Raw genomic sequence first — 24,361 nt, forward strand, 5'->3', positions numbered from 1 at the left:
TATAATGAAAATAGCAAACTCCCTATTTCTTGCAGTACTTTTCCTTTTTTCCGGAATCGTTGCGGCGCAGGAAGAAACAGACGCACAAACACGCGAACCCGGCCATTATAACACCAACCGTTTTAAGCAACTTTACGAAGAATTTTCAACACCAAATATGTTTCGAACTGCTAGCGGTGCGCCAGGGCCAAATTATTATCAGCAACAAGCGGACTATGTGATGGACATAGAACTTGACGATAAAAACAAAAAACTTACGGGGACTGAAACCATTACCTATTCAAATAATTCTCCCGATAAATTGGAATTTCTGTGGGTTCAGTTAGACCAAAATAAAAGGGCAAAAGATTCAAAATCGCCTTTAATTGAACCTTCCGATGCACAGCCAGCAAATATGGCGGGTAGCTTTATTCAAAATTATATGGGGAATGAATTTGATGGCGGTTTCAATATTTTGGAAGTGAAAGACGCCAAAGGCAATCCGCTTAAATACACCATAAACCAAACGATGATGCGCGTGGATATGCCGAAGAATTTAATGCCCGGTGAAAAATTCGTCTTTTCAATCAAATGGTGGTATAATATTAACGACCACGTTGTAGATCGCGCCCGAAGTGGTTACGAAACCTTTGAGGACGGAAACCGAGGTTATGTAATTGCACAGTTTTACCCACGAATGGCGGTTTATAACGATGTGGAAGGATGGCAGAACAGCCAGTTTTGGGGAAGGGATGAGTTTGCTTTGCCTTTCGGAAATTTTGAAGTGAACATTACTGTTCCAGCAGACCACATTTTAGACGGCACCGGAGAGCTTCAAAATAGAAAGGAAATTTTCACCAAAGAAATGATGAGCCGTTATGAAGCCGCGCAAAAATCATTTGACAAACCTGTTTTAATTGTAACCCAAGCCGAAGCGGAAGCCGCTTCTAAAAACTTTTCGACCGCAAAAAGAACATGGAAATTTAAAGCCGAAAATGTACGCGATTATGCTTTCGCAACTTCCCGAAAATATATTTGGGATATGATGGCCGTGAAAATGGGAAGCGGTCACGTTATGGCTGTTTCATTATATCCTCCAGAATCAAATCCTCTTTGGGAAGATTGGTCCACTAAAGCAGTTGCTAGTACTTTGACTTCCTATTCGCGAATGACTTTTGATTATCCGTACTCCAAAGCGATCTCAGTAAGCGCTAAAAATCAAGGAATGGAATATCCAATGATTTGCTGGAACCACGGTCGTCCAGACAAGGATGGAACTGTTAGTGAACGCACAAAATTCGGAATGATCAGTGTGATTATTCACGAAGTGGGCCACAACTATTTCCCGATGATTGTAAACAGCGACGAACGCCAATGGACGTGGATGGACGAGGGGCTAAACACCTTTGTGCAGTATGTGGCTGAACAGGATTTTGGCGAAACCCATCCAGATGCAATCGCGCCAAACAAGCAGTATCCATCCCGTCGTGGGCCTGCAAGAAATATTGTGGATTATATGGCCGGTGACCAAAGTCAATTGGCGCCAATTATGACCAAAGGTTTAAATACCTATAATTTTGGTGCCAATGCCTATTCAAAACCAGCAACAGCATTGAATATTCTTCGTGAAACCATAATGGGCCGTGAACTTTTTGATTTTTCTTTTAAAACCTATGCAAATCGCTGGATGTTCAAACACCCAACGCCTGAGGATTTTTTCAGAACAATGGAAGATGCTTCTGCGGTTGATTTGGATTGGTATTGGAGAGAGTGGTTTTACACTACGGACTATGTTGATATTGGTGTGAAGGACGTTAAAAAATTCTATATTACTTCAAAAATGAATAATGAAGTGAAACAAATGATGGCCGCACGTGGCATTTCAGAAAGCGATTTACCGCCTATGGTCTATTTGGTGGAAGAAGACAGCGAAGATTTTGAAGAAAGTATGCGAAACTCAAAACTGGAAGATGTGACCACCTTGAATGAATATATAATGGACAATATTCCTGTTGAAGAAAGAGCGAAGTTGAAGCATCCAAAATATTTTTACAAAGTAACTTTTGAAAAGCCGGGAGGCATTCCAATGCCGATTATTACGCAATATACTTACAGCGACGGCACGACCGAAAGAATTACATATCCTGCTGAAATATGGCGAAAAAATGATGAATCGGTGGGAAAGGTTATCGCTTCAGAAAAGGAAATTACCAAAATAGAAGTAGATCCAGATGAGGAAACCGCAGATATTGACACTTCCAACAATAGTTGGCCGAAACGAAAAAAACTTGGGGCTTTTGATAAATTCAAAAACAAAACGAACCCAGATTAATTTATAATTATTTCAGAAGAGCCCTTCCTCAAATTTTATTGAAGAAGGGTTTTTTCGTTAAACCTAGATTTCAGAAAAACTCATAACTCATACCCCAAAACTCATAACTCGTTAGTATATTTGCAGCATGATTTCACAGGCAATTTTTTTATTCATCAGCGGTGCCGAAATAGGTTTTATCCTTTTTATCGTGCTTTTGGTTTTTGGCGCAGACAAAGTGCCCGAAATTGCACGCGGAATGGGGAAAGCAATGCGACAAATTAAAGATGCCACAAACGACATTAAATCTGAAATTACAAAAGGCGCCGAAAAACAAGGGATTGATATAGACATCACCAAAGATGTTCAAAAACAAATTGACCAAGTAAAGGACGAGGTTGATGAGGTTACGGGCCCTATAAAAAGGAAATTCTAAATCACTCTTGAAATAGTTAACCCATCCCGAATGGGCAGCAGCACAGTTTCCAGTTTTGGGTTTTCATTCAACAATTTGTTATACTGCAGCAATGCTTTGGTATCTTCGTCATCGTCTTTCAAATCTTCAACCACTTTTCCGCTCCATAAAACGTTATCACTTAAAATTACCGAACCTTTTTTTAGCTTCGGAAGAATGATTTCGAGATAATTTGGATAGTTATTTTTATCGGCATCAATAAAAACCAAATCGAAGGTTTTTTCCAACTTCGGAATAATTTCCAAAGCATTTCCCAAATGCTGAAAAATCTGTTTCCCGAAAGGAGATTCATCAAAATATTTTCTTTGGAAATCGAAGAGTTCTTCATTGATGTCTATTGTGTGAATTTCCCCATTTTGCTGCATTCCTTCCGCCAAACAAAGAGCAGAATAGCCTGTATAAGTTCCGATTTCAAGAATATTTTTCGGCTGAATTAATTTTGAAAGCATACTCAAAACGCGGCCTTGCAAATGCCCACTTAACATGCGTGGCGCAATCACTTTCTGCCAGGTTTCGCGATTTAACTTTTGAAGCAATTCCGGTTCGGGTTGTGAATGTTTTTCAACGTAATCATTTAACTTTTCAGGAAGAAAATCCATTTTGAAATTTTTAGTGAATGCCGCCCATCATTTTCTTAATAATTGGCGAAATGAGTATTGCAAATATACCTACAATCACGCTAATTACCCCAAAACTTGCATACACGGATACATAAGAAAACAACTGTTGAAATGAATCGCTGTTTTGCGAAGCAATCTGTGGCGTTAATCCAGTGATGTATTCTGTAATATTTCCGAAGAATCCTTCGGAAAAAATATTGGTGCTTCCGTCAGAAACTGTAGTTAGTTTTGCAATTTTTCCTGCAAAAAAATGTCCGTAAAAATTCGCTGAAAACCAAACGCCCATTATGAAAGCCACATATTTTAAAGGCGAAAGCTCCGTCATTTTTGAAAGTCCGATGGGAGAGAGGAACAGTTCCCCAACCGTCAAAACCATATAACCGATTACCAAATAAATCATCGAGGTTTTTGCAAAATCATCAACACTGTGTGCCGAAAGGGCAAAAACGATAAAACCGAGACCGAGAAATAATAATCCAAGCCCGAACTTTACGGCAGAATTAGGATTTATTTTTCTTCGGCTTAAAAAAGTCCAAAGCATTGAAAATGGGATAGCAAAAAGAATTATAAAGCCCGCATTAATACTGTTGGTGCCAGCGGCGTCCATTCCCACTAAGTTCACATTTCTATCTGCAAAAAGTGTCAGCGAACTTCCGGCCTGTTCAAAAATGGCGGCAAAAAGAGTGTATAAAATGGTGAAGTAAACCGCCACGAGCAATCGTTTTCTTTCCTTTGAAGTCACTTTTGTAAGAATATACCCAATGTAAAAAACCAAAAATGCGGAAACAATCCACACCAAATACCCTTCAAATTCATTAAAACGGACAAGCGTCGCAAAAATCCCAACCGAAGCGATGGAAGCCAAAACAATCCATTTCCCGCGATTTAATCCGAATTTTTTCCGCTCGTAAAGCTGTTGATTTGGCACATGGCCCTTATTTCCGAAGACATTATTTTTCAACCCGCTTTTAAAAACCAGAAGTCCGGTAACCATTCCAATTCCCGCCAAAACAAAGCCGTAATGCCAACCGTATGTAATGGCAAACCAAGCACACAAAAGAGGCGCGATTGCTGCGCCCAAATTTATTCCGAGATAAAAAATAGTAAAACCTGAATCGCGACGCGCATCGCCTTGGGCGTATAATTCTCCCACAAAGGAAGAAATATTAGGTTTAAAAAAACCATTTCCAACGATTATCAATCCCAGCGAACCATAAAAGAAAATGGGCATTTCAATGGAAAGAAAAAAGTGTCCAAAAATCATCAAGATCCCACCGAGGATAATTGCTTTTCGGTAACCCAAAATTTTATCGGCCAAAATCCCGCCAATCATCGGTGTTACGTAAACCAAAGACATATAAGCCGCATAAACCCCGAAAGCCATATCGTCATCATACAACAAATGTTTTGTCATATAAAGAACAAGCAAAGCGCGCATTCCGTAAAAGGAAAAGCGCTCCCACAATTCTGCGAAAAATAGATAAAGAAGACCTTTTGGATGGCCGAAAAGTTGTGGTTGTTCTGTTTCGGAGATTACATTGCCCATAACTGAAAATTTAAGTTTGGACGAATGTAGAACGGATTGTAAATGGAAACGTTCGCGGTTTCAAATTATACCAAAAAATAGTGGAATGTGATTAATTGTGAATGCGGTTACAATGAGTTACAAAAACGCCTTATAGTCTTTGTTTTCGGCGCTTTCAGAGAATTCCTCTAGCAGTCTTTTGTCGATGGAAATGTTGTTCGGAACAATCCGCAAACGGTATTTGCTTTCGCCAATAAAGGTAAAAAGGTCGCGACGGTCGAGTTTTTGCGAATCGTCCAATTGAAGAATATCGTTGATATTTTCAATGATTCGGGTGAGGTAGGTTTGGTTTTTTATCTCGCCGCCCAGATTTACGGGAATGGTTTGCGAATCGCCTTCAGCAAATTTTCTTCTAATAGCAAATTTCAGAAGATTTTTATATTGAGTCGTTTTTGAACCAAAATCGATGGTTTGGTCGTAAATGTTTTTTGTTGGAATGTTCAATTTTACCAAACTCCAATCCAAAAAATGGATTGTAATTTCATTCGGTTTTGGTGTGCTTGCAAGCCGAATTACCCAAGTTGTCGCCAACACCAAAAAGATAGAAATCAAAGAAGTTTTCGCAATTATTTTGATGAAATTATTGCTGAAATCATTTCCGAAGGTTAGGAAAACTTCAGAAATCTGGGAAACGAAAATCAAAACTATCACCAAAATCGAAATGACGCCAATCACTTTCAAACCTCTATAAGCAAAGGTTCTATAGAACGAAACTCCCAATAAATAACACAAAAAAGCGGAGAGCAATAAATCTGGAATTCCACTAATTCTTATATTTCTGACAACATTTCCTTCCCCTAAAACAAAAGGCAGAATGAAGGTGAGAATCGAGGTTAAAACAATAACCGCAATAATTTTTTTGATGTTTTTTTTGTTGTGATAAATAAAACCAGGCGCATAATAAAAGTAAAAAAGCGCGAGCAACAAAAACATATTGTTTACGATGGAAAATAGGTTTACGGCAATATTGTAACCCTGGGTTTGTGTGTAGTTGAAAACGGTTCCGCCATAAATCCAGCAGCCGGAAAGCACCCAAACAAACATGGCGCAACTTAAATAAAGCAAACCTTTATCAACCCTTTTTTGGGAATCGTCTTCTTCCAAAAGTTGGCTGAATCTGTTGCGTATATTATACCAAAGCGCAAGCAACAAAACCCCGCCAAGAAAGGCGATACAAATGTGTGAAAGAATATAGAATTTAGCTACTTCCGTCATCTTCGCCGAGAATTCTGTTCACTAATTTTTCTTTTGCTTTTTCGTCATCACCGCACAGCCATTGGATTACGTTTTCGTCCCAAATGGCATCGCATTGTTCTGGAGTCAATATGTGACGGTCAACCGCCAAATCCAGAATTTTTCCAGGATAGGAAGATTGCACAGCGCTTTCCATTTCTCCCAATGGATATGGATCATCCAAGCCCATAAGCACTTGTTTGTAGCCTTGATTTTTTACCAATAATTCCAAACCTCCTGTATCGTGAAGTAGAGTATCGAAGAAAATATTTTTGTGCCCAACCGATTTCCGTGGATGCGTTTTTCCTTTAAAAAGATCGGGACGGCCGTCAAAACCTTGTATCCTTCGCCCCAGATTTATTTGTGCCAACTGGCCGCCGTGCGCAAAGCAGGTTCGCATTCCGGGATATTTATCTGCGTAACCGTTCAAAGTCAAGAAATGGTATGCATCTGCACATTGGGCAAGCATCCAAATAAGGTGAAAACGCCACGAAGTATTTTCAAGTTTTATGAATTTTTCACCGTCGTAAGGATGGATTTCAACTGCAAGATTATATTTTGAAGCGAGTTCAAAAATAGGTTCGTTTTCTTCGTCAAAAATGCAACGCCAAGTTCCAATTGTATCCATATAATGCGTGGGCAAACACAAAAGCTGAAGCCCTAAAGTTTCCACACAACGTTCAATTTCCCAAAGTGCGCCACGAACAAAACCGGGATGTACCACAAAACCGCAGGTAAATTTTGAAGGATGGTTATGTTGAATTTTTGCGTTGAAATCATTCTGAAAACGCAATGCCTGCTTCATTTCTTCCACACGTAAACCGTTTCCGTAGAGTTGGGAAAGATTTAAAACCACGGCGTGATCTATTTTGAAACGCTCCATCCATTCCAGTTTTTCATTCAGAAAAAAACTGGAATCGGTAACCGGACGGCTCCAATCTTTTTGAAGCATAAATTTTCGGTCCTTATCTACCCAAAAAATTCCCTTATCCTGCATAAACTGTGGAATTTCCTCGGGATAAGGAAGCAAATGTGAATGGCCGTTAATGCGAAGTTTTCGTCTCATATGAAAATTTAAGGAATGCTAAAGTTACAAACTTTTGGTGCGTCCGCCATCTACGGGAAGATTTATTCCGTTGATGTAGCTGGCGGCTTCACTGGCGAGGAAAGCCACGGCATTTGCAATTTCACCTGGTTGTGCAAAACGTCTTGCGGGAACAAGACTTTTCATAAACTCGCTGGCTTCTTTTTCGGTTTTATTCATGCGTTTTGCAGCATTTCCAACAATGTCATCCAATCTGTCTGTAGCTGTAAAACCTGGCAAAACATTGTTCACCGTTATCCCGAATTGGCCCAACTCATTCGCCAAAGTTTTACTCCAACTAGCAACGGCACCACGAATTGTATTACTCACGCCCAGCCCATCGATAGGTTGTTTTACCGAAGTGGAAATTATATTGATAATCCTTCCATAATCGGCTTCTTTCATTCCGGGAACAACGGCTTGGGCCAAAATCTGGTTACAAACCACGTGCATTGAAAAGGCTTTTTCAAATTCGTCAGTTCCTGCGGAAAAGATTGGACCGCCTTTTGGACCACCCGTATTATTAACTAAAATGTGAAATATTTTGTTGGAAACAGCAACTTCCACTTTGTCTTTCAATTGTTGCGGATTCGTAAAATCTGCTACAAAATAGTTGTGCTTTTGGCCTTTTTCAAAAGGAAGTTCTATCAATGTTTCTTTCAATTTTGCTTCATCACGTGCAACCAAAGTTACGGTCGCCCCAAGTTTTGCCAATTGAATAGCGGTTGCTTTTCCAATGCCAGCGGTGCTTCCGCACACTAGGGCGTTTTTATCTGTTAAGTCTAAATTCATAGTCAATATTCAATGTTCAATTCTTAATTCTCAATTCTCAATTTTTTTATTCCTCATCCCTCATACCTAATACAAACATTCTTCGCCTCCGTAAAAAATCGAAGTGCTTCAAAACCGCCTTCGCGACCCACGCCACTGTCTTTCATTCCGCCGAAAGGCGTACGTAAATCACGGTTTAGCCAAGTGTTTACCCAAACAATGCCCGCTTCAATTTCTTTTGAAATGCGCATCGTGCGGTTCAAATCTGAAGTCCAAAGTGTTGATGACAAACCGTATTTCACGGAGTTAGCCATTTGTAAAGCTTCTTCCTCAGTTTCAAAAGGCATTAATGTAACCACGGGACCGAAGATTTCTTCTTGGTTTACGCGGCATTGGTCATCAAATACCTCGATAACTGTTGGTTCTAAATAATAGCCGTTTTCAAAACCTTTTACGCTTACTCTGTTTCCACCGCAAAGAATTTTTCCACCTTCTTTTTCAGCGATTTTTATATACGATTCCACTTTTTCCAAATGTGGTTTGGAAACCAAAGCGCCCAAATTGGTTTCGGCATCAAAGGGATTCCCGATTTTGAGTTGTTTTACTTTTTCAACAAAATCCTTTTTGAATTTTTCGTAAATCGGTTTTTCAACAAAAATCCTGCTTCCGCAAAGGCAAATTTGGCCTTGGTTTGCGAAGGAGGAACGCACTGTTACTTCCAGCATTTTTTCATAATTGCAATCGGCAAAGATGAGGTTTGGGTTTTTTCCACCGAGTTCCAAAGAAAGTTTTTTGAACATTGGCGCTGCGGTTCGGGCAATGTGTTCACCGGTTTTGGTTCCACCTGTAAACGAAATTGCTTTGATATTTTTATGCTCTACAATCGCTTGCCCTGCGGAAGGTCCCGTGCCGTGAACAATATTTAAAACTCCTTTTGGCAAACCAGCTTCTGTGCAAATTTCGCCTAAAAGAAAAGCCGTCATTGGTGTAACCTCGCTGGGTTTTGCGACTAGTGTATTTCCCGCGGCAATTGCGGGCGCAATTTTCCAAGTGAATAAGTAAAGCGGAAGGTTCCACGGCGAAATACAGCCCACAACGCCAAGCGGCTGGCGCAAAGTAAAATTCATCGTATTTAACCCTACACTCTCGTGGGCTTCACTTGAAAATTGGGTGATTGCATTTCCAAAAAATCGAAAGTTTGCAGAGGCTCTGGGAATATCAACTGCCAAAGCCAAACTCAATGGTTTCCCGTTATCCTTTGCCTCGGCTTCCGCCAATTCAACTAGTTTTTCTTCAATTAAATCGGCGATTTTTAGAAGAATTTTGCTGCGCTCGTCAATGGTTGTGTTGCTCCATTTTGGAAATGCTGCTTTTGCGGCTTGATATGCGTTTTCAATATCTTCCGAATTTGAATTGGCGATTTGGGAATACACTTCGCCATTGGAAGGATTGTAATTATCCAACCATTTTTTGGAAAGCGGTTCTACGTATTCGCCGTTTATGTAGTTTAGGATTTTCAATATTTCTATTCTTAATTCATAATTAGAGGCGTCAATTCGGTCTTCAATTTTTCATATTCTGCTAAAGTTATTACTTCTAAATCCAATAATTCTTTAGCCTCTTTCAATTTTGCAATCGCTTGTTCTCTAGTTATCTTAATGTTCGTATTTTTAATTTCGCCAAGTTCCAGAGCAATATCATAATCTATTAAAACAGGCAACAAACCATATCCTTTGAAATGCGCATAGAGTTTATATCCACTACTCTTATTTCCATATGTTTTTAATTTATCCACTATCACTTTTTTATCAGACAAAGTGTTTGATACTCTTTGGCCGCCTTGTGAAATATAAGTGAAGCCTAAATCAGAAGTTGGAATTCCAACAGTCAATGTATCTCCAACTTTTAAAGTATCTCCTGTTCTTGTTAGATAGATTTTGTATTCGGATTTTTTAGTCAATTTTCCATATTCAGCCGTTTGGGAATAACCGAGTGAAGTGCTGAAAATTAATAAAAATGTAAGTATTCTCATTTTTATAGTGGTTTATAAGCCATCGCCTTAATCTCAACAACTAAATAAGGATGCGGCAATTGATGCACAGCAACGGTAGTACGAGTTGGTCCCGTTTCCTTATTAAAATATTCAGCGTACACTTGATTATAACCCGCAAAGTCATTCATATTTACCAAAAAGCTTGTTACATCCACAACATCTGCCATAGTTGCCCCTTCCGTGGCTAAATAATCTTTTATGTTTTCAAGTACGGCGCGGGTTTGTTCTTTTATATCAAAATGCATCGTGCCCATTTCGTCAATTTTATGAACGCCGGCAAAGGTATTGTCCGGCAGACGCGAACTTGTTCCGCTTATAAATATAAAATCGCCCACGCGTTTTACATGTGGATATGCGCCGCGCGGCGTTGCTTTTCCTTCTACTAATCTGCTTTTGTTACTCATTCTATTACTTTTTTGTCACACTGAGCGCAGTCGAAGTGTTTTTAAGTTACAATTTCAATCGGGCTTCGACTGCGCTCAGCCTGACATTTTGTTTATTTTAAATTTCCGGCCACTTCATCATCGTGAAGAATGGCTTCGGTTTCTTTTTTTACCAGTTCCAGTTTTTCTTTTAGCGACATTTCGTCTTTTATTTTTCCGTCGTCCAAAAGATTTAAAATCGCTTTGTCCTGAGCTCTCCCGCGTTTTAATGCTTCGGAATAGGTAATTGATTCCTTAAAGGTAACCAAAGAATATTTGCTGTAATATTCTTCGGGGAATTCGGCTTCAAAAGCGGTTTCCAGCTTTCTTTTTCTTTGGAAAATTTCCATTGCGGTATGTTCTTTCATTTCGTGGAAATTATCCACCGCCAAATCTGCAATTGCGTCCGTGTCTTTTTTCCGAAGCGCTTCGTATTCTTTAAAAAAGTTATTCCAATTTATATTTTCTTCGAAAGTATATTTCTCAAGAATTTCATCAAAAACCACAACATCTTCAAACGAAGCGTTCATTCCCTGTCCGTAAAATGGAACGATTGCGTGTGCGGCATCGCCTAGCAAAAGTACCTTTCCAAAACTATTCCAAGGCGAACATTTTACGGTTCCCAAAGGCCCGGTTGGGTTTCCGAAAAACTCTTCGGAAAGGTTTGGAATCATTTCCACCACATCGGGAAATTCTTTGTTGAAATATTCGTGCACCATTTCTGGCGAAGTCAAATTTGCGAAACAGTAATCGCTGTTTTCATACGGCAGAAATAACGTAACGGTAAAGCTTCCATCGAGATTTGGAAGCGCAATCAGCATATCTTCGCCACGCGGCCAAATGTGCAAGGCGTTTTTATAGGTTCTATATCCGTTATTTTCGGCAGCTGGAATTTCAAGCTCTTTGTAGCCGTGGCTAAGCCATTGCTGCGAAAAACTGAACAGAAATTTATGACTGTCAAACATATTTTTTCTGACTGCGGAACCTGCGCCATCAGTACCGAAAATAGCATCGGCTGAAATAGTGATTTCTTCTTTTGAATTATAATTCCTGAAAGTAGCCGAAGCATTTTCCAAATCAACATCTTCACACGCGTGGTTGAAAATGAGTTGCACATTCGGCATTTTTTCGGCTTCGTCGAGTAAAAGCATATTCAATCCGGGACGCGAAATAGAGTTGATGTATTCATCTTTTCTACCGCTATAAGGACTCAAAAAAGTGTTTCCCGCTTTATCGTGGATCATCCGCCCGTTCATTGGGATGCAGAGTTTTTTGGCTTCTTCCTCAACACCTGCAAGACGCAAACCACGTAACCCACGATCACTCAAAGCTAAGTTTATGGAACGTCCGGCATCTTGGGTTACTTTGCGCAAATCGGGACGTTTTTCTACTAAGGTTACTTCAAAACCACGCTGAGCCATTCGCAGTGCGAGAAGGCTTCCGCAGAGGCCGGCGCCGATGATTAATATATTTTGTTTACTCATTTTCATTTGTCCGGTCGAGCCTTTCGTCTGCGCTCAAGGCAGGCTAAAGCCGATACTTTTTTATTAATGATTTTTTAATAGACCCCTCGACTGCGCTCGGGGGGACATAACAATTACTTTAAAACTTCCTTTAATTTTTCCGAGAACTTAAAAACATCCTCAAAACTATTATAAAGTGGGGCAGGGGCAACGCGGATTACATCCGGCTCGCGCCAATCACTTATCACGCCGGCTTCGGTCAATTTTGTGTGTAAATTTTTATCTGCATTTTTCACTTGAATTGAAAGTTGGCATCCGCGTTCTTCGGGATTTCTTGGAGTGATTACATTGATGGATTCGTTTTTCATTTCATCCAATAGAAACTCTAAAAAGCCAGTAAGTTTTTCAGATTTTTTGCGAATATTTTCAAAACCTGCTTCCGCGAAAGTGTCCAAAGACGCACGAATGGCCGCCATCGATAAAATTGGAGGATTGCTTAGTTGCCAACCTTCTGCGCCGGGCAAGGCGTCAAATTCGTGCCGCATATTGAAACGCGTTTTTTTGTTGTGACCCCACCAACCCGCAAAACGGTTTAGGTTTTCATTGTTTGCGTGGCGTTCGTGCACAAAGCAGCCCCCGAGACTTCCCGGGCCACTGTTTAAATATTTATAGGTACACCACACAGCGAAATCGGCTCCCGTTTCGTGCAAACTTGGTTGAATGTTTCCAGCGCCGTGCGCCAAATCGAAACCAACCAAGCAGTTGTATTTGTGTCCGAGTTCTGTAATTTTTTTCAAGGGAAAAGATTGCCCCGTGTAATAATTGGTGCTACCAATCATCAGCAAAGCGATTTCGTTTCCTTGATTTTTCATAATTTCCTCTAAATCCTCAAAACGGCAAAGTTCCTCGCCTTTTCTGGGTTTCCAAAGAATTAAACCATCTTTTGGATCAATTCCGTGAAACTTGAGTTGACTTTCAACCGCATATTTATCGCTTGGAAAAGCATCGCTTTCTACTACTATTTTATATTTTGTCTCGGTGGGTTGGAAAAATGAAACCATCATCAAGTGAAGATTGGTTGTCAATGTATTCATTACAACCACTTCCGAAGGTTTTGCGCCAACGATTTTTGCCATGTTTTCGGTCAAAAATTCGTGATAGGGCAGCCAAGGGTGTTTGCCTTCCACGTGACCTTCAACGCCAAGATTTGCCCAATCTGTCAATTCTTCTTTTATATATTCTGAAGTGATTTTTGGCTGCAAACCAAGGGAATTTCCGCAGAGATAGATCAGTTCTTCGCCATTATCATTTTTTGGAATGTGAAATTTATTTCTGAAAGAAGCCAAAGAATCTTCGGCATCTTGCTGTTTTGCGTATTCTAATGAGTTTTGGAACATTCGGGTGAGTTAAATTTTTTCGCCTTTTCACAAAAATAGGAATTAATATTCGTTTAATTTGTAGCATAATATCCAAACTTCTATCCTTCGGCAGTCTCAAAATGACAAAACCGAAGTTTATAATTTTTTTATCGATGTTTCGAAAGCTACTTTTAATGTTTTTCTTATTACTGTCCGGGGCAATATTTTCGCAATCTATTGCGCGCCAATGGAATGAAGAAGTGTTGAACGGAATTAGAAACGATTATGCACGTCCAACAATTCACGCTAGAAACCTGTTTCATTCCTCAGTAATTATTTATGATATGTGGGCGGCTTTTAATGATCAGGCTGACACTTATTTCCTCGGGAAAACAGTAGATAGTTTTACTTGTGAATTTGATGGATTTGAAACCGAAGAATCTATTGCGGAAGCACAGCGAAAAGCAATAAGTTATGGGGTTTATAGATTGATGCAGGAACGTTTTTCCAATTCCCCTGAAGCTCTGGAGATTATGGAATCTATTGATAATTTAATGGATAATCTGGGCTTTGATAAGAATTATACTGATACCAATTACCATAACGGAAACCCTGCCGCTTTGGGAAATTATATGGCTCAAAAAATCATTGAATTTGGATTACAGGATGGTTCCAATGAGGCCAATAATTACGCCAACCAGTTTTACGAACCTTTGAATGAGCCACTGAATATGGATATTTCGGGAAACCCTGATTTGCAATTTCCAAATAATTGGCAGCCATTAAAAATTGAGGCCTACGTGGATCAAAGTGGGCATAACATCCCCGGCGGGCAGCCGCCTTTTTTAAGCCCGGAGTGGGGAAGGGTTGCTCCTTTTTCTTTAAAAGAGGAAGATAGGACTATTTTTAGTGTTCCGGGTTATGATTTTTGGGTGTACCACGACCCAGGACCACCTTGCTATATTCAAGATGGTTTGGGGGAAGAAGATGCCTATAAGTGGAATTTTTCTTTAGTTTCTGCTTGGGGTGCCCACCTTAGTCCTGCAGATAGTGTGAAAGTTGATATTTCTCCTAGAAGCAAGGGCAATTTGAGTATGGATTTATACCCACAAACACTTCAGGAGTATAAAGATTTTTACAATTTTGAAGAGGGTGGCGATCCAAGTCAGGGCAGAGAAATGAATGCTGTTACGGGACAACCTTACCAACCCCAGATTGTTTATAGAGGCGATTATACAAGAGCCTTGGCTGAATTTTGGGCAGATGGTCCCAACAGCGAAACTCCTCCCGGACATTGGTTTGTTCTTTTAAATTATGTTAGCGACAATCCAGCAACAGTAAAAAAGTTTAAAGGTTCTGGCCGAATTTTATCAGATTTGGAATGGGACGCTAAAAGCTATTTTATTTTGGGTGGCACTATGCACGATGTGGCTGTGAGTGCATGGGGAATTAAGGGTTATTATGATTTTATAAGACCCGTGAGTGCCATCCGATATATGGGTGAAAAAGGGCAGTCCAGCGACCCCAATCAACCAAGTTATGATCCACATGGATTGCCAATCATTCCAGGTAGAATTGAATTGATAAAAGAAGGAGATTCATTAGCGGGAGCTTTCAACGAAAATTTGGGCAAAATGAAACTTTACACTTGGCGAGGGCCTGAAAATATAGTGAATCCAAATATTGACGAAGCAGGAGTGGGGTGGATACTTTCTTCGGAATGGTGGCCATATCAACGACCGTCTTTTGTAACGCCGCCTTTTGCAGGCTATGTTTCTGGGCATTCTACATTTTCGCGTGCTGCGGCCGAAGTTATGACGATGCTCACCGGAAGTGAATATTTCCCCGGGGGAATGGGAACTTTTGATATTGAAAAAAATGAATTTTTAGTCTTTGAAGAAGGGCCCAGCAAAAGTTTTCAATTGCAGTGGGCTACTTATAGAGATGCTTCGGACCAATGCAGTCTTTCGCGGATTTGGGGAGGAATACACGTTCCTGTGGATGATATTCCCGGTAGAATTATTGGAAAAGAAATAGGGCTGGAAGCATTTTCTTTTGCTGAAAAATATTTCACGGGCGAAATTGCCAATAATGGAGTGGTTTTTCCAAATCCTGCAAACGAAACTATTACTGTGCTTTACAGAACCGATAAAAATTACGAAGCTGTTATTTTTGACGTTTTGGGGAGAAAAGTACTTTCTTCCTTCACAAATTTCAATTCAAATACTGAGTTTGAGATGAACGTTTCAAATTTAAAGCCTGGTTTGTATTTCTTCAGTTTGCGGGATGGAAAGAAAAAAATCTGGACGCAAAAATTGCTGAAAAATTAGTTGCCCAATTAATTTTTCACAGAAATATTCGTGAAATATAACTTGAAATTTCCTGTGCTATCCTTGTGTGTTTTTGCAATTTCAAGCCCGTTGAAATTTTCGTAATCCTCCCAAGTTGTACTCATGGAAACAGCTTCAGAATTGCCTTGTCTGAAATTCCATTCTTTGATTTTATAATTCTTATCGTAGAAAAAATCATATGCATCGCCCGGAGTATATCCACCTACATTACCATAAACAATGGTCAATTGATTTAAAGTGTCTTTTGAAATTGGCGCCAAAACCTTTTCCTTTTCGGAAAAAGTGGTTCCTTCATCCCACGCAATTTGGAAAGGGGCCAAAAGCCAGTATTTATCGTTAATAAATTTAGCGTCAGTTTGCATGGTTAGGCTGTCCATGGATGAGCGGTTGTGATTTATTGTGATGCCTTCTGAAGAAATTAAGGAAACGTCATCTGTTTTTGGTTTCCAAATCCACGAACGCTCAAAATGGTTTTCACCGCGATCTGCATTAAAAGTGAAGGCAATTTCACTCACGTCCTTCCAGTTTTTAAAGCCGTTTGCATCTGCTATCTTTTCGGCGGTGCTTAAATTTTCTTCTGAAATAACCTGCTTTTCTTCGTTTTTCCCCGAGGAATTTTTAGTGTTGTTGCAGGAAATTAGGGCAAATGAAATGAAAACTAGAGAGATGGACTTTTTCATAATAAAATTAGTTTGTGTAAAAATAGGCAAACCCTGGTTGCTTTCATATTTTTCGTAAATTTAAAGTATGGGAAAGACAAAAGAATATAGCAATGGCGAAGTCACGGTTGTTTGGAAACCGGAGCTTTGCATACATTCTGCGAAATGTGTACACAGTTTGCCAGAAGTTTTTAAACCGAAAGAAAGACCTTGGATCCAAACTGAAAATTCGCAAACCCAGAATATAATTGATGCGGTAAGCAATTGCCCCAGCGGAGCGTTAAGCTATTTTATGAACAATGCTGAAACCAAAAATAGTGATTCCGAAAAAATTTCTAAAAGTATAAAAGTAGAAGTTGTTGAAAACGGACCATTAATGGTTCACGGCTTAATAAATTTATCCCATCCAGATGGGCGAACGGAAGAAAAATCAAAGATTACTGCCTTTTGCCGTTGTGGTGAAAGCGTTAACAAGCCTTTCTGTGATGGATCACACAAACAACATATATGGAAGTAAAAATTAAAGAAAATAAAGAAAAAAAGCGCTTTGAAGCTGAAGTTGAAAACAAATTGGCTTTAATAGAATATATCCGCGCAGAAGATAAAATGTATTTAACACATACGGAAGTTCCTTCTGAATTGGAGGGTAAAGGAATTGCGTCATCTATGGCAAAGCAAGTTTTGCAACAAATAAAAGACGAGAATTTAAAATTAGTTCCGCTTTGTCCGTTTATAGCCAGTTATGTAAAAAGACATCCCGAGTGGAAGGAAATTTTGGCGGAAGGTTATAAAGTATAAAAGCCCTTTAAAATTTTAAAGGGCTTTTAATTAATGGAATGAAGAATCATAATCTTCGACCGGTGGCCAAACGCCAAAGTATTCCGATAATTGCGAGTACTAATAAAATATGGATAAAGGCTCCCAATGAAAAATAAAAATATCCAAAAAGCCATCCTATTATTAAGATTACTACGATTAACCAAATTAAATCTCTCATAATTGTTTGTTTTTTGTTAGTGATTTAAAACTACAATAAAATTTACGTTGTGGTAAATATTTAACCGATGTTTAACTGAAACCATAAAAAATATCACAAAAAATTATTTTATTATCTTTTAAAACTATATTTCATAAATATTTCTTTAATGAGTATTAATAAAGCATTTGAAACAAATAGAAATACCTGGAATCAAAAAGTTACAGTACACGCGGAAAGTGATTTTTATGGAGTAGCTGAATTTAAAAAAGGAAAATGCTCTTTAAATAAATATGAAATCACGGCGCTGAAAAATGTTTCTGAAAAAAGTGTTCTGCATTTGCAGTGTCATTTTGGTCAAGACACATTGAGTTTGGCGAGAATGGGAGCTAAATGTACGGGAATCGATATTTCTGATGAAGGAATTAAACTTGCAGAAAAATTGAACACTGAGTTGAACCTCGATGCAAATTTTGTTTGCTGCAATGTTTTGGACACTTCAAAACATATATCAGAAAAGTTTGATATAGTCTTTACAAGCTATGGCACCATAGGTTGGCTGCCAGATTTAAAACCTTGGGCGAAAATGATTTCGGAGAGGCTGAAGCCGGGTGGGTTCTTTTATATTGTAGAATTCCATCCCATTTGCTGGATGTTTGATTATACAGTTTCACCGCCTGTGATGAAGTATGGATATCATCAAAAAGGAACAATTTATGAGGAATATGAAGGAACCTATGCCGATAAAAATTCAAAGATGATAAGCAAGGAATACGGATGGAACCACAGTTTGGGTGAAGTGATTACTTCACTTTCAAAAGCTGGACTTCAAATAGAATATTTAAATGAACACGATGCTTCCCCTTATGATATTTTTCCGGGGTTGACTAAAAATGATGAAGGGATGTTCGAGCTTGCAACTAAAATGTATCCATTAATTTTTGAAGTAAAGGCAACAAAAAAAGCCTAACAGGTTTCGGAAACTTATTAGGCTATTCTAAAAGAAAATCTTTTAATTAATGACTTTCCGATTTTTTTAAAAGCTCAGGGAATTTCTCCTTAAACTTATTTATGCGAGGAATGGAAACATTTTGGATGTAAGGATTTTCAGGGTGATTTCTTTCATAATTTTGATGATAATTTTCTGCATCCCAAAATTTTTGAAAAGGCAAAACCTGTGCTGCAACTTTATCGCCATTCAGTTGCTTGTTCAGCGCAGCTATTTTTTCATCAATTATTTTCTTTTCTTCCTCATTTTGATAAAACACAATAGAGCGATAGGAACCGCCGTGATCTGGGCCTTGGCCATTTACTTGTGTTATGTTTTGGGAACCAAAATATACATCCACCAATTGACTGAAGCTTACAACTTCGGGGTCATAAATAACTTCAACCGCTTCTGCGTGGTTGCCGTGGTTTTCGTAAGTGGGATTTTTTAATGTTCCGCCGCTATAGCCTGAAATTGCTTCTTTCACGCCGTTTACACTTTCATAAACAGCTTCAACACACCAAAAGCATCCGCTTGCAAAATACGCCCGTTTTAAGCCATTTTCTGACTCCGTTTGAATTGGAGCCTGCTCTTTTTGGGCCAAGGTCTCAGCCTTTTTGTTATTCTCATTTGAAGGTTTGCAAGCGCCTTGCATAGTGAATAGAAAAAGGCTTGCAACTAAAACTGTGAATTTTTTCATATTGAAATGTTTTATGCAATAGGTCTTACTTTATTTTAAAACCTTTCATTCAAAGTACAAAAAAAGCCCTCACTATATGTGAAGGCTTTGTTATAATTGACGTTGGTTGCTTATTTAAGTTTGGTGAACATTGCCTCCATCTTTTCTTTTTCCTCATTGGCAAGATCTGGATCTACCAGAATACGGCCACTGTGCTCATCAGTAATTATTTTTTTACGACCGGCAATTTCCATTTGCACCTGTGGTGGAATGGTAAAGAATGATCCACCCGATGCACCACGTTCAACAGCAACAACGGCTAAACCGTTTTTTACATTACTGCGAATTCTTTTATATGCTTTTATAAGGCGCGCTTCAATTTGACCCTCAAAATTTTCAGATTCCTTTATTAAGGTTTGCTCTTCTTTTTCAGTTTCTTTCAGAATTTCGTCAAGCTCACTTTGTTTGTGTTTCAAATGCTCTGAACGCTCATTAAAACGTGCTTTGGTTTCTTCAATAACCTGCGTTTTTTGCTCTATTTGTGCACGGAATTCTTTAATGTTTTTTTCAGCAAGTTGGATTTCAAGTTCCTGAAATTCAACTTCCTTGCTTAAGGAGTTGTATTCACGGTTATTGCGAACATTGTCCTGTTGTGCAGAATATTTTTTTATGAGTGTTTTAGACTCTTCAATATTATTCTTTTTTTCCTTGATTTGGTCTTCAATTACTTCAAGATCGGCTTTCAGTTTTTCCAAACGGGTGTTCATTCCAGCCACTTCGTCTTCAAGATCTTCAACTTCTAGTGGAAGTTCACCACGAACACTTCTTATTTCATCAATTCTGGAATCAATAAGCTGTAGGTCATACAAGGCTCTTAACTTCTCTTCAACAGTAACTTCGGTTTTTGTTGCCATAAATTATAAATAGCTAATAGGATTGGTATTTGTTTGTGATAAAAGGACTGCAAAATTAGTAATTTTTTTCTTAAGGAAAGAATGTAAAAGGTCTTTTGTGTACTGTTCGCTTTCATAATGACCAATATCTGCCAAAAGTATAGTGTTTTCGGCCTTAAAGAAGTCGTGATATTTAAAATCTGCTGAGATAAAAGCATCGGCGCCAGCTTTTTTTGCTGCATCAATGGCAAAACTTCCGCTTCCGCCGAGTAAAGCAACTTTTTTAATTTGTTTTTTTAGCAATGTTGAATGGCGAACGCAATCTGTATTCATTGTTTTTTTCAGAAATTTTAAAAATTCCTTTTCATCCATCGCTTTTTCAAATTCACCAACCATTCCCATGCCCAAATGTTGATTTTGGTTTTCAAGTGTGGTTATTTCATAAGCAATTTCTTCGTACGGATGTGATTCAAAAAGTGCTTTTAAAATCCTGTTTTGAAGGTGTTTCGCAAACGTGATTCCAATTTGTATTTCCTCTTCAAAATGAATTTCTCCTTTTGTGCCAATCGTAGGATTTGAAGCTTCATTTCCTTTAAAACTTCCTTTACCTTCAATGTTGAAACTGCAATTTTCGTAATTGCCGATGTTTCCAGCGCCAACTGAGAATAAAGCATTTCTAACTATTTCAGCATCTTTTGAAGGAACAAAAGTGATCAGTTTTTTTATGCTTTCATTTTGGGGAATCAATACCGAACGGTTTTTCAATCCAAGTTTTTCACAAATCATTGCATTTACTCCATTCCAGGAATTATCGAGTGCCGTGTGGTTTGAAAAAATAGCTATATCGTGTTTTATTGCTTTTTGAACCACCCGTTCCACATAGGTTTTTCCGGTAATTTTTTTCAATCCCGAAAAAATTATTGGGTGAAAACTCACTATAAGGTTGCATTTTTTTTCAATTGCTTCGTCTACCACACTTTCCAAAGTATCCAGCGTAACCAAAATTCCTGAAACGTTCGTATTTGCATCACCAACAAGTAATCCCGTGTTGTCAAAATTTTCGGAATAGGAGAGTGGTGCGAGCTCTTCCAGCAATGAAATGACTTCTTTGACCTTCATTTTTTACATTTTCAGTAAAGATAACAGTTTGTGGAATTTTTACGGACTTCTATTTTTATTTTAAAGTAATCGCAGTTTTCTGCGGAATTAGTACTTTCGTTAAATGAATTTTCTACGGAAGTTATTATTTCCTTTTTCACTGTTGTACGGTGGCATTACTGCACTTCGGAATTTTCTTTACAACAAAGGATTGCTTAAAAGTAAATCGTATAATTTGCCTATAATATGCGTTGGAAACCTTTCCACGGGCGGAACCGGAAAATCGCCAATGATTGAATTTTTGGTTTCTTTTTTGAAAAACAATCACAAAATTGCTGTTTTAAGTCGAGGCTATAAACGTAAAACAACGGGTTTTCGTGAAGTTTTAAAAACGAGTATGGTGGAAGAAGTGGGCGATGAGCCGCTTCAGTTTAAGCAGAAATTCCCCGAAGTTACAGTAGCCGTTTGCGAAGACCGACAAACGGGTATTGAAAAACTTCAAAAAACGGCAGAAGTGATTTTGCTCGATGATGCTTTTCAACATAGAAAAGTAAAGGCTTCGCTGAATATTTTACTGACTTCTTTTGATAAATTGTACAGTAACGATTGCATGCTTCCCGCAGGAAATCTTCGCGAGCCAAAGTTTGGTGCAAAACGGGCAGATATAATTGTAGTTACGAAATGCCCTGAAAATATTGAAAATTCAAAAATGCAAGCAATAAAACGAAGACTGAAGCCAAAACCGCATCAAGAAATTTATTTTTCGAAAATTGGGTACAGTGCCAACATTAAAAATGCTTCTGAACTGAAGCCACTTGATTATTTAAAAGACAGAGAATTCCTTTTGGTTACTGGTATTGCAAACCCACAACCGTTTGTTGATTTTTTAAAAAGTAAAGGTTTGAAATTTCAAGAAAAATCTTTTTCAGACCACCATAATTTTACAATCTCTGAAATTGCAGAACTTAAAAAACATCCTTTGATACTTACCACGGAAAAGGATTTTATGCGATTGCAAGGGCTTGCAAAGGAAACGGAAATCTACTTTTTACCCATCCAAACAATAATTTTGAATGATGCGGAAGTTGCCTTCAAAAAGAGGATTGAAATGGAAATGGTGAAATAATTATTTTACCAAGTAATCGTTGCTGCGAAGAACCCTGTTTATCTTTTCGAAGAAATCTTCAGCATTGAAGGGTTTGGGTATAAATTCATTGAAGCCAGCTTTGTAAAAATCTTCTAAATTTTCCTCAATAGTTATAGCCGTTAGCGCAATAATTGGAACTGTTTTGTTGAACTCACGAATCTTTTTGGTGGCCTCAATTCCGCTTATACCGGGCATATGAATATCCATTAGCACTACATCAAATTCTCCTTCTTTCGCAAATTTTATGGCATCCATTCCATTGTCTACAACGGTACACACCATTTTCTTTTTCTCAAGAATCTTTTTGGTAATCATCTGGTTAATCTTGTTGTCCTCAACAATCATTACCGATTTGTTCTCAAAAATATCGTTTTCAAAAACTACTTCAAGGTCGTTTACAGGCGTTACATTATTTTCCGTTTCGGAAATATCATAACCTATATTAAACCAAAATTTGGAGCCTTCACCTAGTTTACTTTCCAAAAATATTTTACTTCCCATCAATTCCAAAAGGTTTTTAACGATGGAAAGACCCAGCCCAGTACCACCGTATTTTCGGTTGATTTGAAGTGAACCTTGCGAGAAAGATTCAAAAATTGTATTTTGTTTTTTCTTTGAAATACCATCTCCAGTATCTTCAACCTCAAAATGGACAACAACCTTTTTTGCGTTTTTTTCAGCATTATGTACACGCACCCAAATATCACCGTTTTCAGTAAATTTTATTGAATTACTAATTAAGTTAATAAGAATCTGTGAAATTTTAAGGGAGTCGCCCAATACTTCATTGGGCAACGTGGGGTCATAGTCGTAATGTATATTGTTGTTCTTTGCTTCTGCGGATTTTTTTAGTGCAATCAAAACCCCATCAATTCGTTTTTTCAAATTAAACGGTGCCTTTTCAATTTCCACTTTATTGGCTTCCAATTTATTGAGATCCAATATATTGTTGATTAGTGAAAGTAAATATTCCCCAGAAAATTTAAGCGAGTTGAGATGTTCTTTTTGTTCAGGTTTTGGGTCTTCTTCCAATAGCAAATGGGTTAGCCCAGTAACCGTGTACATTGGCGTTCGAAGCTCGTGCGTAATTGTTGAAAGAAATTGGGCCTTGGCCTGCGAAGCTTTTTCAGCATTTTCCTTTGCTTCCTGCAGTTCTGTGTTTTTGTCCTGCAATAGCTCATTGGCCTTCGCTCTTAAATTATTGTTTTTATAAAGCGAAAGTGTCAATAATGAAAGAATAAGAATTAGCGCAATGCTAAGCCATCCCGTAAGTTTTCCAAAAAAGAGCGATTTCTCCTGTTTGCTCAAATCGTCCTGCTGGCTTGCTATAATTTCGTTTAGATCGCCAATAGCAGATTCTGCCTGGATTCCTTTCTCAATAGCTCTTAAGTGAATTTGCTTAAGCGAATCTTTCTGACCCAAATAATATTTAAGCTCTTCTTCTGCTTGCGTTCCCTTTTTTTGTGCAATTAAAATTTGGGAATTGATTCTATGGTTTTCAACCAAAAGCTTTGAAAATCCCTGAGAATGAGCAATTCCAGACACATTGTTTAAAATTTCCGTAGCTTCTTTAAGTGGGTTTGCATACGTTGCAGGGTCAACAAGTGAAAGTGCATCTGCCAAATTGCTGTAAGCGTTAGCTTCCTGATAAATAAGCCCCTGATCCTTAAAACTTTGAGCGGCAGGTTTTAAATTTTCAATAGCTTTAGTGTAATTGCCAAGCTGAAGTTGTAATAAACCTCTTGCGTAAAGCACATTTGCTTTACTTTTTTCCTCATTAAGTTTGGTGTAAATGGAATCAGCTTTGTTCAAATAAATTTCGGCATCAGCGGATTGCCCTTTTGAAATTTGGATTATTGCATATACGTTATAGGCTTTCGCCAGTTTGTAGTCGTTTTTGTAAATCTCTCCATTTGCAATAGCCTTTTTTGCCTCTTCGGAAGCTTTTTCAAAATATTCAAGATTGTAATAAAGTTCTGCTACACTTAAGTCAACATCGGGTTTGTAGCTTCGGTATTTGGGGAGCATTGCCAGTTTGTTGGCATCGTTAAGGTTTTTAACGGCTTCCATAAAATCTTCAGTTTCCAACGCTTTTGAAGCGTTATACTGCAATTGTTTTATGGTAACAATTGTATCCTTTATTTGTATTGAGAATGATTTAACTGAAACCAGCAAACACAAAATCAGGGGCAAGAAAATCTTGTATTTTAATATAG

General features: G+C 38.3%; 23 protein-coding genes. 7 read left to right on the forward strand and 16 right to left on the reverse strand.

The window, feature by feature from the left end; all coding sequences use genetic code 11:
* Positions 1 to 4 precede the first annotated feature (4 nt).
* On the forward strand, positions 5 to 2,311 hold the full coding sequence (locus tag A7A78_RS03210; protein ID WP_068761008.1) for a M1 family metallopeptidase: 2,307 nt from the start codon (positions 5 to 7) through the stop codon (positions 2,309 to 2,311).
* Positions 2,312 to 2,438: 127 nt separating this feature from the next.
* Positions 2,439 to 2,726, forward strand: coding sequence for a twin-arginine translocase TatA/TatE family subunit (locus A7A78_RS03215; RefSeq protein WP_068761009.1), 288 nt, complete (start codon positions 2,439 to 2,441; stop codon positions 2,724 to 2,726).
* Here the strand turns inward: A7A78_RS03215 and A7A78_RS03220 are convergent.
* The 10 genes from A7A78_RS03220 to kynU form a co-directional block, all read right to left on the reverse strand.
* Entirely contained in the window at positions 2,723 to 3,364 is a 642-nt protein-coding gene (locus tag A7A78_RS03220) for an O-methyltransferase (protein WP_068761010.1), read from the reverse strand. The genes A7A78_RS03215 and A7A78_RS03220 overlap by 4 nt on opposite strands.
* Before the next feature lie 10 nt (positions 3,365 to 3,374).
* On the reverse strand, positions 3,375 to 4,931 hold the full coding sequence (locus A7A78_RS03225) for a peptide MFS transporter (protein WP_068761011.1): 1,557 nt from the start codon (positions 4,929 to 4,931) through the stop codon (positions 3,375 to 3,377).
* Between the two features lie 117 nt (positions 4,932 to 5,048).
* Positions 5,049 to 6,185 (reverse strand): hypothetical protein, encoded by a 1,137-nt coding sequence (locus A7A78_RS03230; RefSeq protein WP_068761012.1) that lies wholly within the window; start codon positions 6,183 to 6,185, stop codon positions 5,049 to 5,051.
* Positions 6,169 to 7,269 (reverse strand): amidohydrolase family protein, encoded by a 1,101-nt coding sequence (locus A7A78_RS03235; RefSeq protein WP_068761013.1) that lies wholly within the window; start codon positions 7,267 to 7,269, stop codon positions 6,169 to 6,171. The genes A7A78_RS03230 and A7A78_RS03235 overlap by 17 nt, the downstream gene beginning before the upstream one ends.
* Positions 7,270 to 7,293: 24 nt before the next feature.
* Complete coding sequence (locus tag A7A78_RS03240) at positions 7,294 to 8,079, reverse strand: SDR family oxidoreductase (protein ID WP_068761014.1); 786 nt, start codon at positions 8,077 to 8,079, stop codon at positions 7,294 to 7,296.
* A gap of 53 nt (positions 8,080 to 8,132) precedes the next feature.
* Positions 8,133 to 9,578 carry an aldehyde dehydrogenase gene (locus tag A7A78_RS03245; protein ID WP_068761015.1) on the reverse strand — a complete coding sequence of 482 codons (1,446 nt, stop codon included), beginning with the start codon at positions 9,576 to 9,578 and terminating at the stop codon, positions 8,133 to 8,135.
* Positions 9,579 to 9,589: 11 nt separating this feature from the next.
* Positions 9,590 to 10,090 carry a hypothetical protein gene (locus A7A78_RS03250; RefSeq protein WP_068761016.1) on the reverse strand — a complete coding sequence of 167 codons (501 nt, stop codon included), beginning with the start codon at positions 10,088 to 10,090 and terminating at the stop codon, positions 9,590 to 9,592.
* Positions 10,091 to 10,092: 2 nt separating this feature from the next.
* Positions 10,093 to 10,515 (reverse strand): RidA family protein, encoded by a 423-nt coding sequence (locus A7A78_RS03255; protein ID WP_068761017.1) that lies wholly within the window; start codon positions 10,513 to 10,515, stop codon positions 10,093 to 10,095.
* 92 nt (positions 10,516 to 10,607) lie between these two features.
* Positions 10,608 to 12,017 (reverse strand): FAD-dependent oxidoreductase, encoded by a 1,410-nt coding sequence (locus tag A7A78_RS03260; protein WP_068761048.1) that lies wholly within the window; start codon positions 12,015 to 12,017, stop codon positions 10,608 to 10,610.
* Positions 12,018 to 12,130: 113 nt separating this feature from the next.
* Complete coding sequence (gene kynU / locus A7A78_RS03265; protein ID WP_068761018.1) at positions 12,131 to 13,393, reverse strand: kynureninase; 1,263 nt, start codon at positions 13,391 to 13,393, stop codon at positions 12,131 to 12,133.
* Between the two features lie 155 nt (positions 13,394 to 13,548).
* Between kynU and A7A78_RS03270 the strand changes: the two genes are divergently transcribed.
* Positions 13,549 to 15,684, forward strand: coding sequence for a T9SS type A sorting domain-containing protein (locus tag A7A78_RS03270; RefSeq protein WP_242649245.1), 2,136 nt, complete (start codon positions 13,549 to 13,551; stop codon positions 15,682 to 15,684).
* Between the two features lie 8 nt (positions 15,685 to 15,692).
* Here A7A78_RS03270 and A7A78_RS03275 read toward each other — a convergent pair whose 3' ends face one another.
* Positions 15,693 to 16,385: a hypothetical protein gene (locus A7A78_RS03275; RefSeq protein ID WP_068761020.1), complete on the reverse strand. Its 693-nt coding sequence runs from the start codon at positions 16,383 to 16,385 to the stop codon at positions 15,693 to 15,695.
* Positions 16,386 to 16,452: 67 nt separating this feature from the next.
* Here A7A78_RS03275 and A7A78_RS03280 point away from each other — a divergent pair, with 67 nt between their 5' ends.
* Together A7A78_RS03280 and A7A78_RS03285 are read left to right on the forward strand one after the other, a co-directional pair.
* Positions 16,453 to 16,881, forward strand: a complete 429-nt coding sequence (locus A7A78_RS03280; protein WP_068761021.1) for a (4Fe-4S)-binding protein — start codon at positions 16,453 to 16,455, stop codon at positions 16,879 to 16,881.
* Positions 16,872 to 17,162 carry a GNAT family N-acetyltransferase gene (locus A7A78_RS03285; RefSeq protein ID WP_068761022.1) on the forward strand — a complete coding sequence of 97 codons (291 nt, stop codon included), beginning with the start codon at positions 16,872 to 16,874 and terminating at the stop codon, positions 17,160 to 17,162. Before A7A78_RS03280 ends, A7A78_RS03285 begins: the two co-directional genes overlap by 10 nt.
* A 46-nt stretch (positions 17,163 to 17,208) precedes the next feature.
* Here A7A78_RS03285 and A7A78_RS14960 read toward each other — a convergent pair whose 3' ends face one another.
* The gene (locus A7A78_RS14960; protein WP_117624750.1) at positions 17,209 to 17,361 is read right to left on the reverse strand and encodes a lmo0937 family membrane protein; all 153 of its coding nucleotides are present in this window, start codon (positions 17,359 to 17,361) and stop codon (positions 17,209 to 17,211) included.
* 148 nt (positions 17,362 to 17,509) lie between these two features.
* Between A7A78_RS14960 and A7A78_RS03290 the strand changes: the two genes are divergently transcribed.
* Positions 17,510 to 18,310 (forward strand): class I SAM-dependent methyltransferase, encoded by an 801-nt coding sequence (locus A7A78_RS03290; protein ID WP_068761023.1) that lies wholly within the window; start codon positions 17,510 to 17,512, stop codon positions 18,308 to 18,310.
* A 46-nt stretch (positions 18,311 to 18,356) separates the two neighbouring features.
* On the opposite strand, the gene msrA is transcribed toward A7A78_RS03290, so the two are convergent.
* The 3 genes from msrA to A7A78_RS03305 form a co-directional block, all read right to left on the reverse strand.
* Positions 18,357 to 19,028 carry a peptide-methionine (S)-S-oxide reductase MsrA gene (gene msrA, locus A7A78_RS03295; protein ID WP_068761024.1) on the reverse strand — a complete coding sequence of 224 codons (672 nt, stop codon included), beginning with the start codon at positions 19,026 to 19,028 and terminating at the stop codon, positions 18,357 to 18,359.
* 110 nt (positions 19,029 to 19,138) lie between these two features.
* Entirely contained in the window at positions 19,139 to 19,921 is a 783-nt protein-coding gene (locus A7A78_RS03300) for a zinc ribbon domain-containing protein (protein ID WP_068761025.1), read from the reverse strand.
* 3 nt (positions 19,922 to 19,924) lie between these two features.
* Positions 19,925 to 21,019: a Nif3-like dinuclear metal center hexameric protein gene (locus tag A7A78_RS03305; RefSeq protein ID WP_068761026.1), complete on the reverse strand. Its 1,095-nt coding sequence runs from the start codon at positions 21,017 to 21,019 to the stop codon at positions 19,925 to 19,927.
* Between the two features lie 103 nt (positions 21,020 to 21,122).
* Between A7A78_RS03305 and lpxK the strand changes: the two genes are divergently transcribed.
* Positions 21,123 to 22,124 (forward strand): tetraacyldisaccharide 4'-kinase, encoded by a 1,002-nt coding sequence (gene lpxK / locus A7A78_RS03310; RefSeq protein WP_068761027.1) that lies wholly within the window; start codon positions 21,123 to 21,125, stop codon positions 22,122 to 22,124.
* On the opposite strand, the gene A7A78_RS03315 is transcribed toward lpxK, so the two are convergent.
* Positions 22,125 to 24,257 carry a tetratricopeptide repeat-containing hybrid sensor histidine kinase/response regulator gene (locus tag A7A78_RS03315; RefSeq protein ID WP_165593542.1) on the reverse strand — a complete coding sequence of 711 codons (2,133 nt, stop codon included), beginning with the start codon at positions 24,255 to 24,257 and terminating at the stop codon, positions 22,125 to 22,127.
* Between the last annotated feature and the right edge of the window lie 104 nt (positions 24,258 to 24,361).

The sequence above is a fragment of the Aequorivita soesokkakensis genome, from assembly GCF_001641085.1.
GTDB classification, from domain to species: domain Bacteria; phylum Bacteroidota; class Bacteroidia; order Flavobacteriales; family Flavobacteriaceae; genus Aequorivita; species Aequorivita soesokkakensis.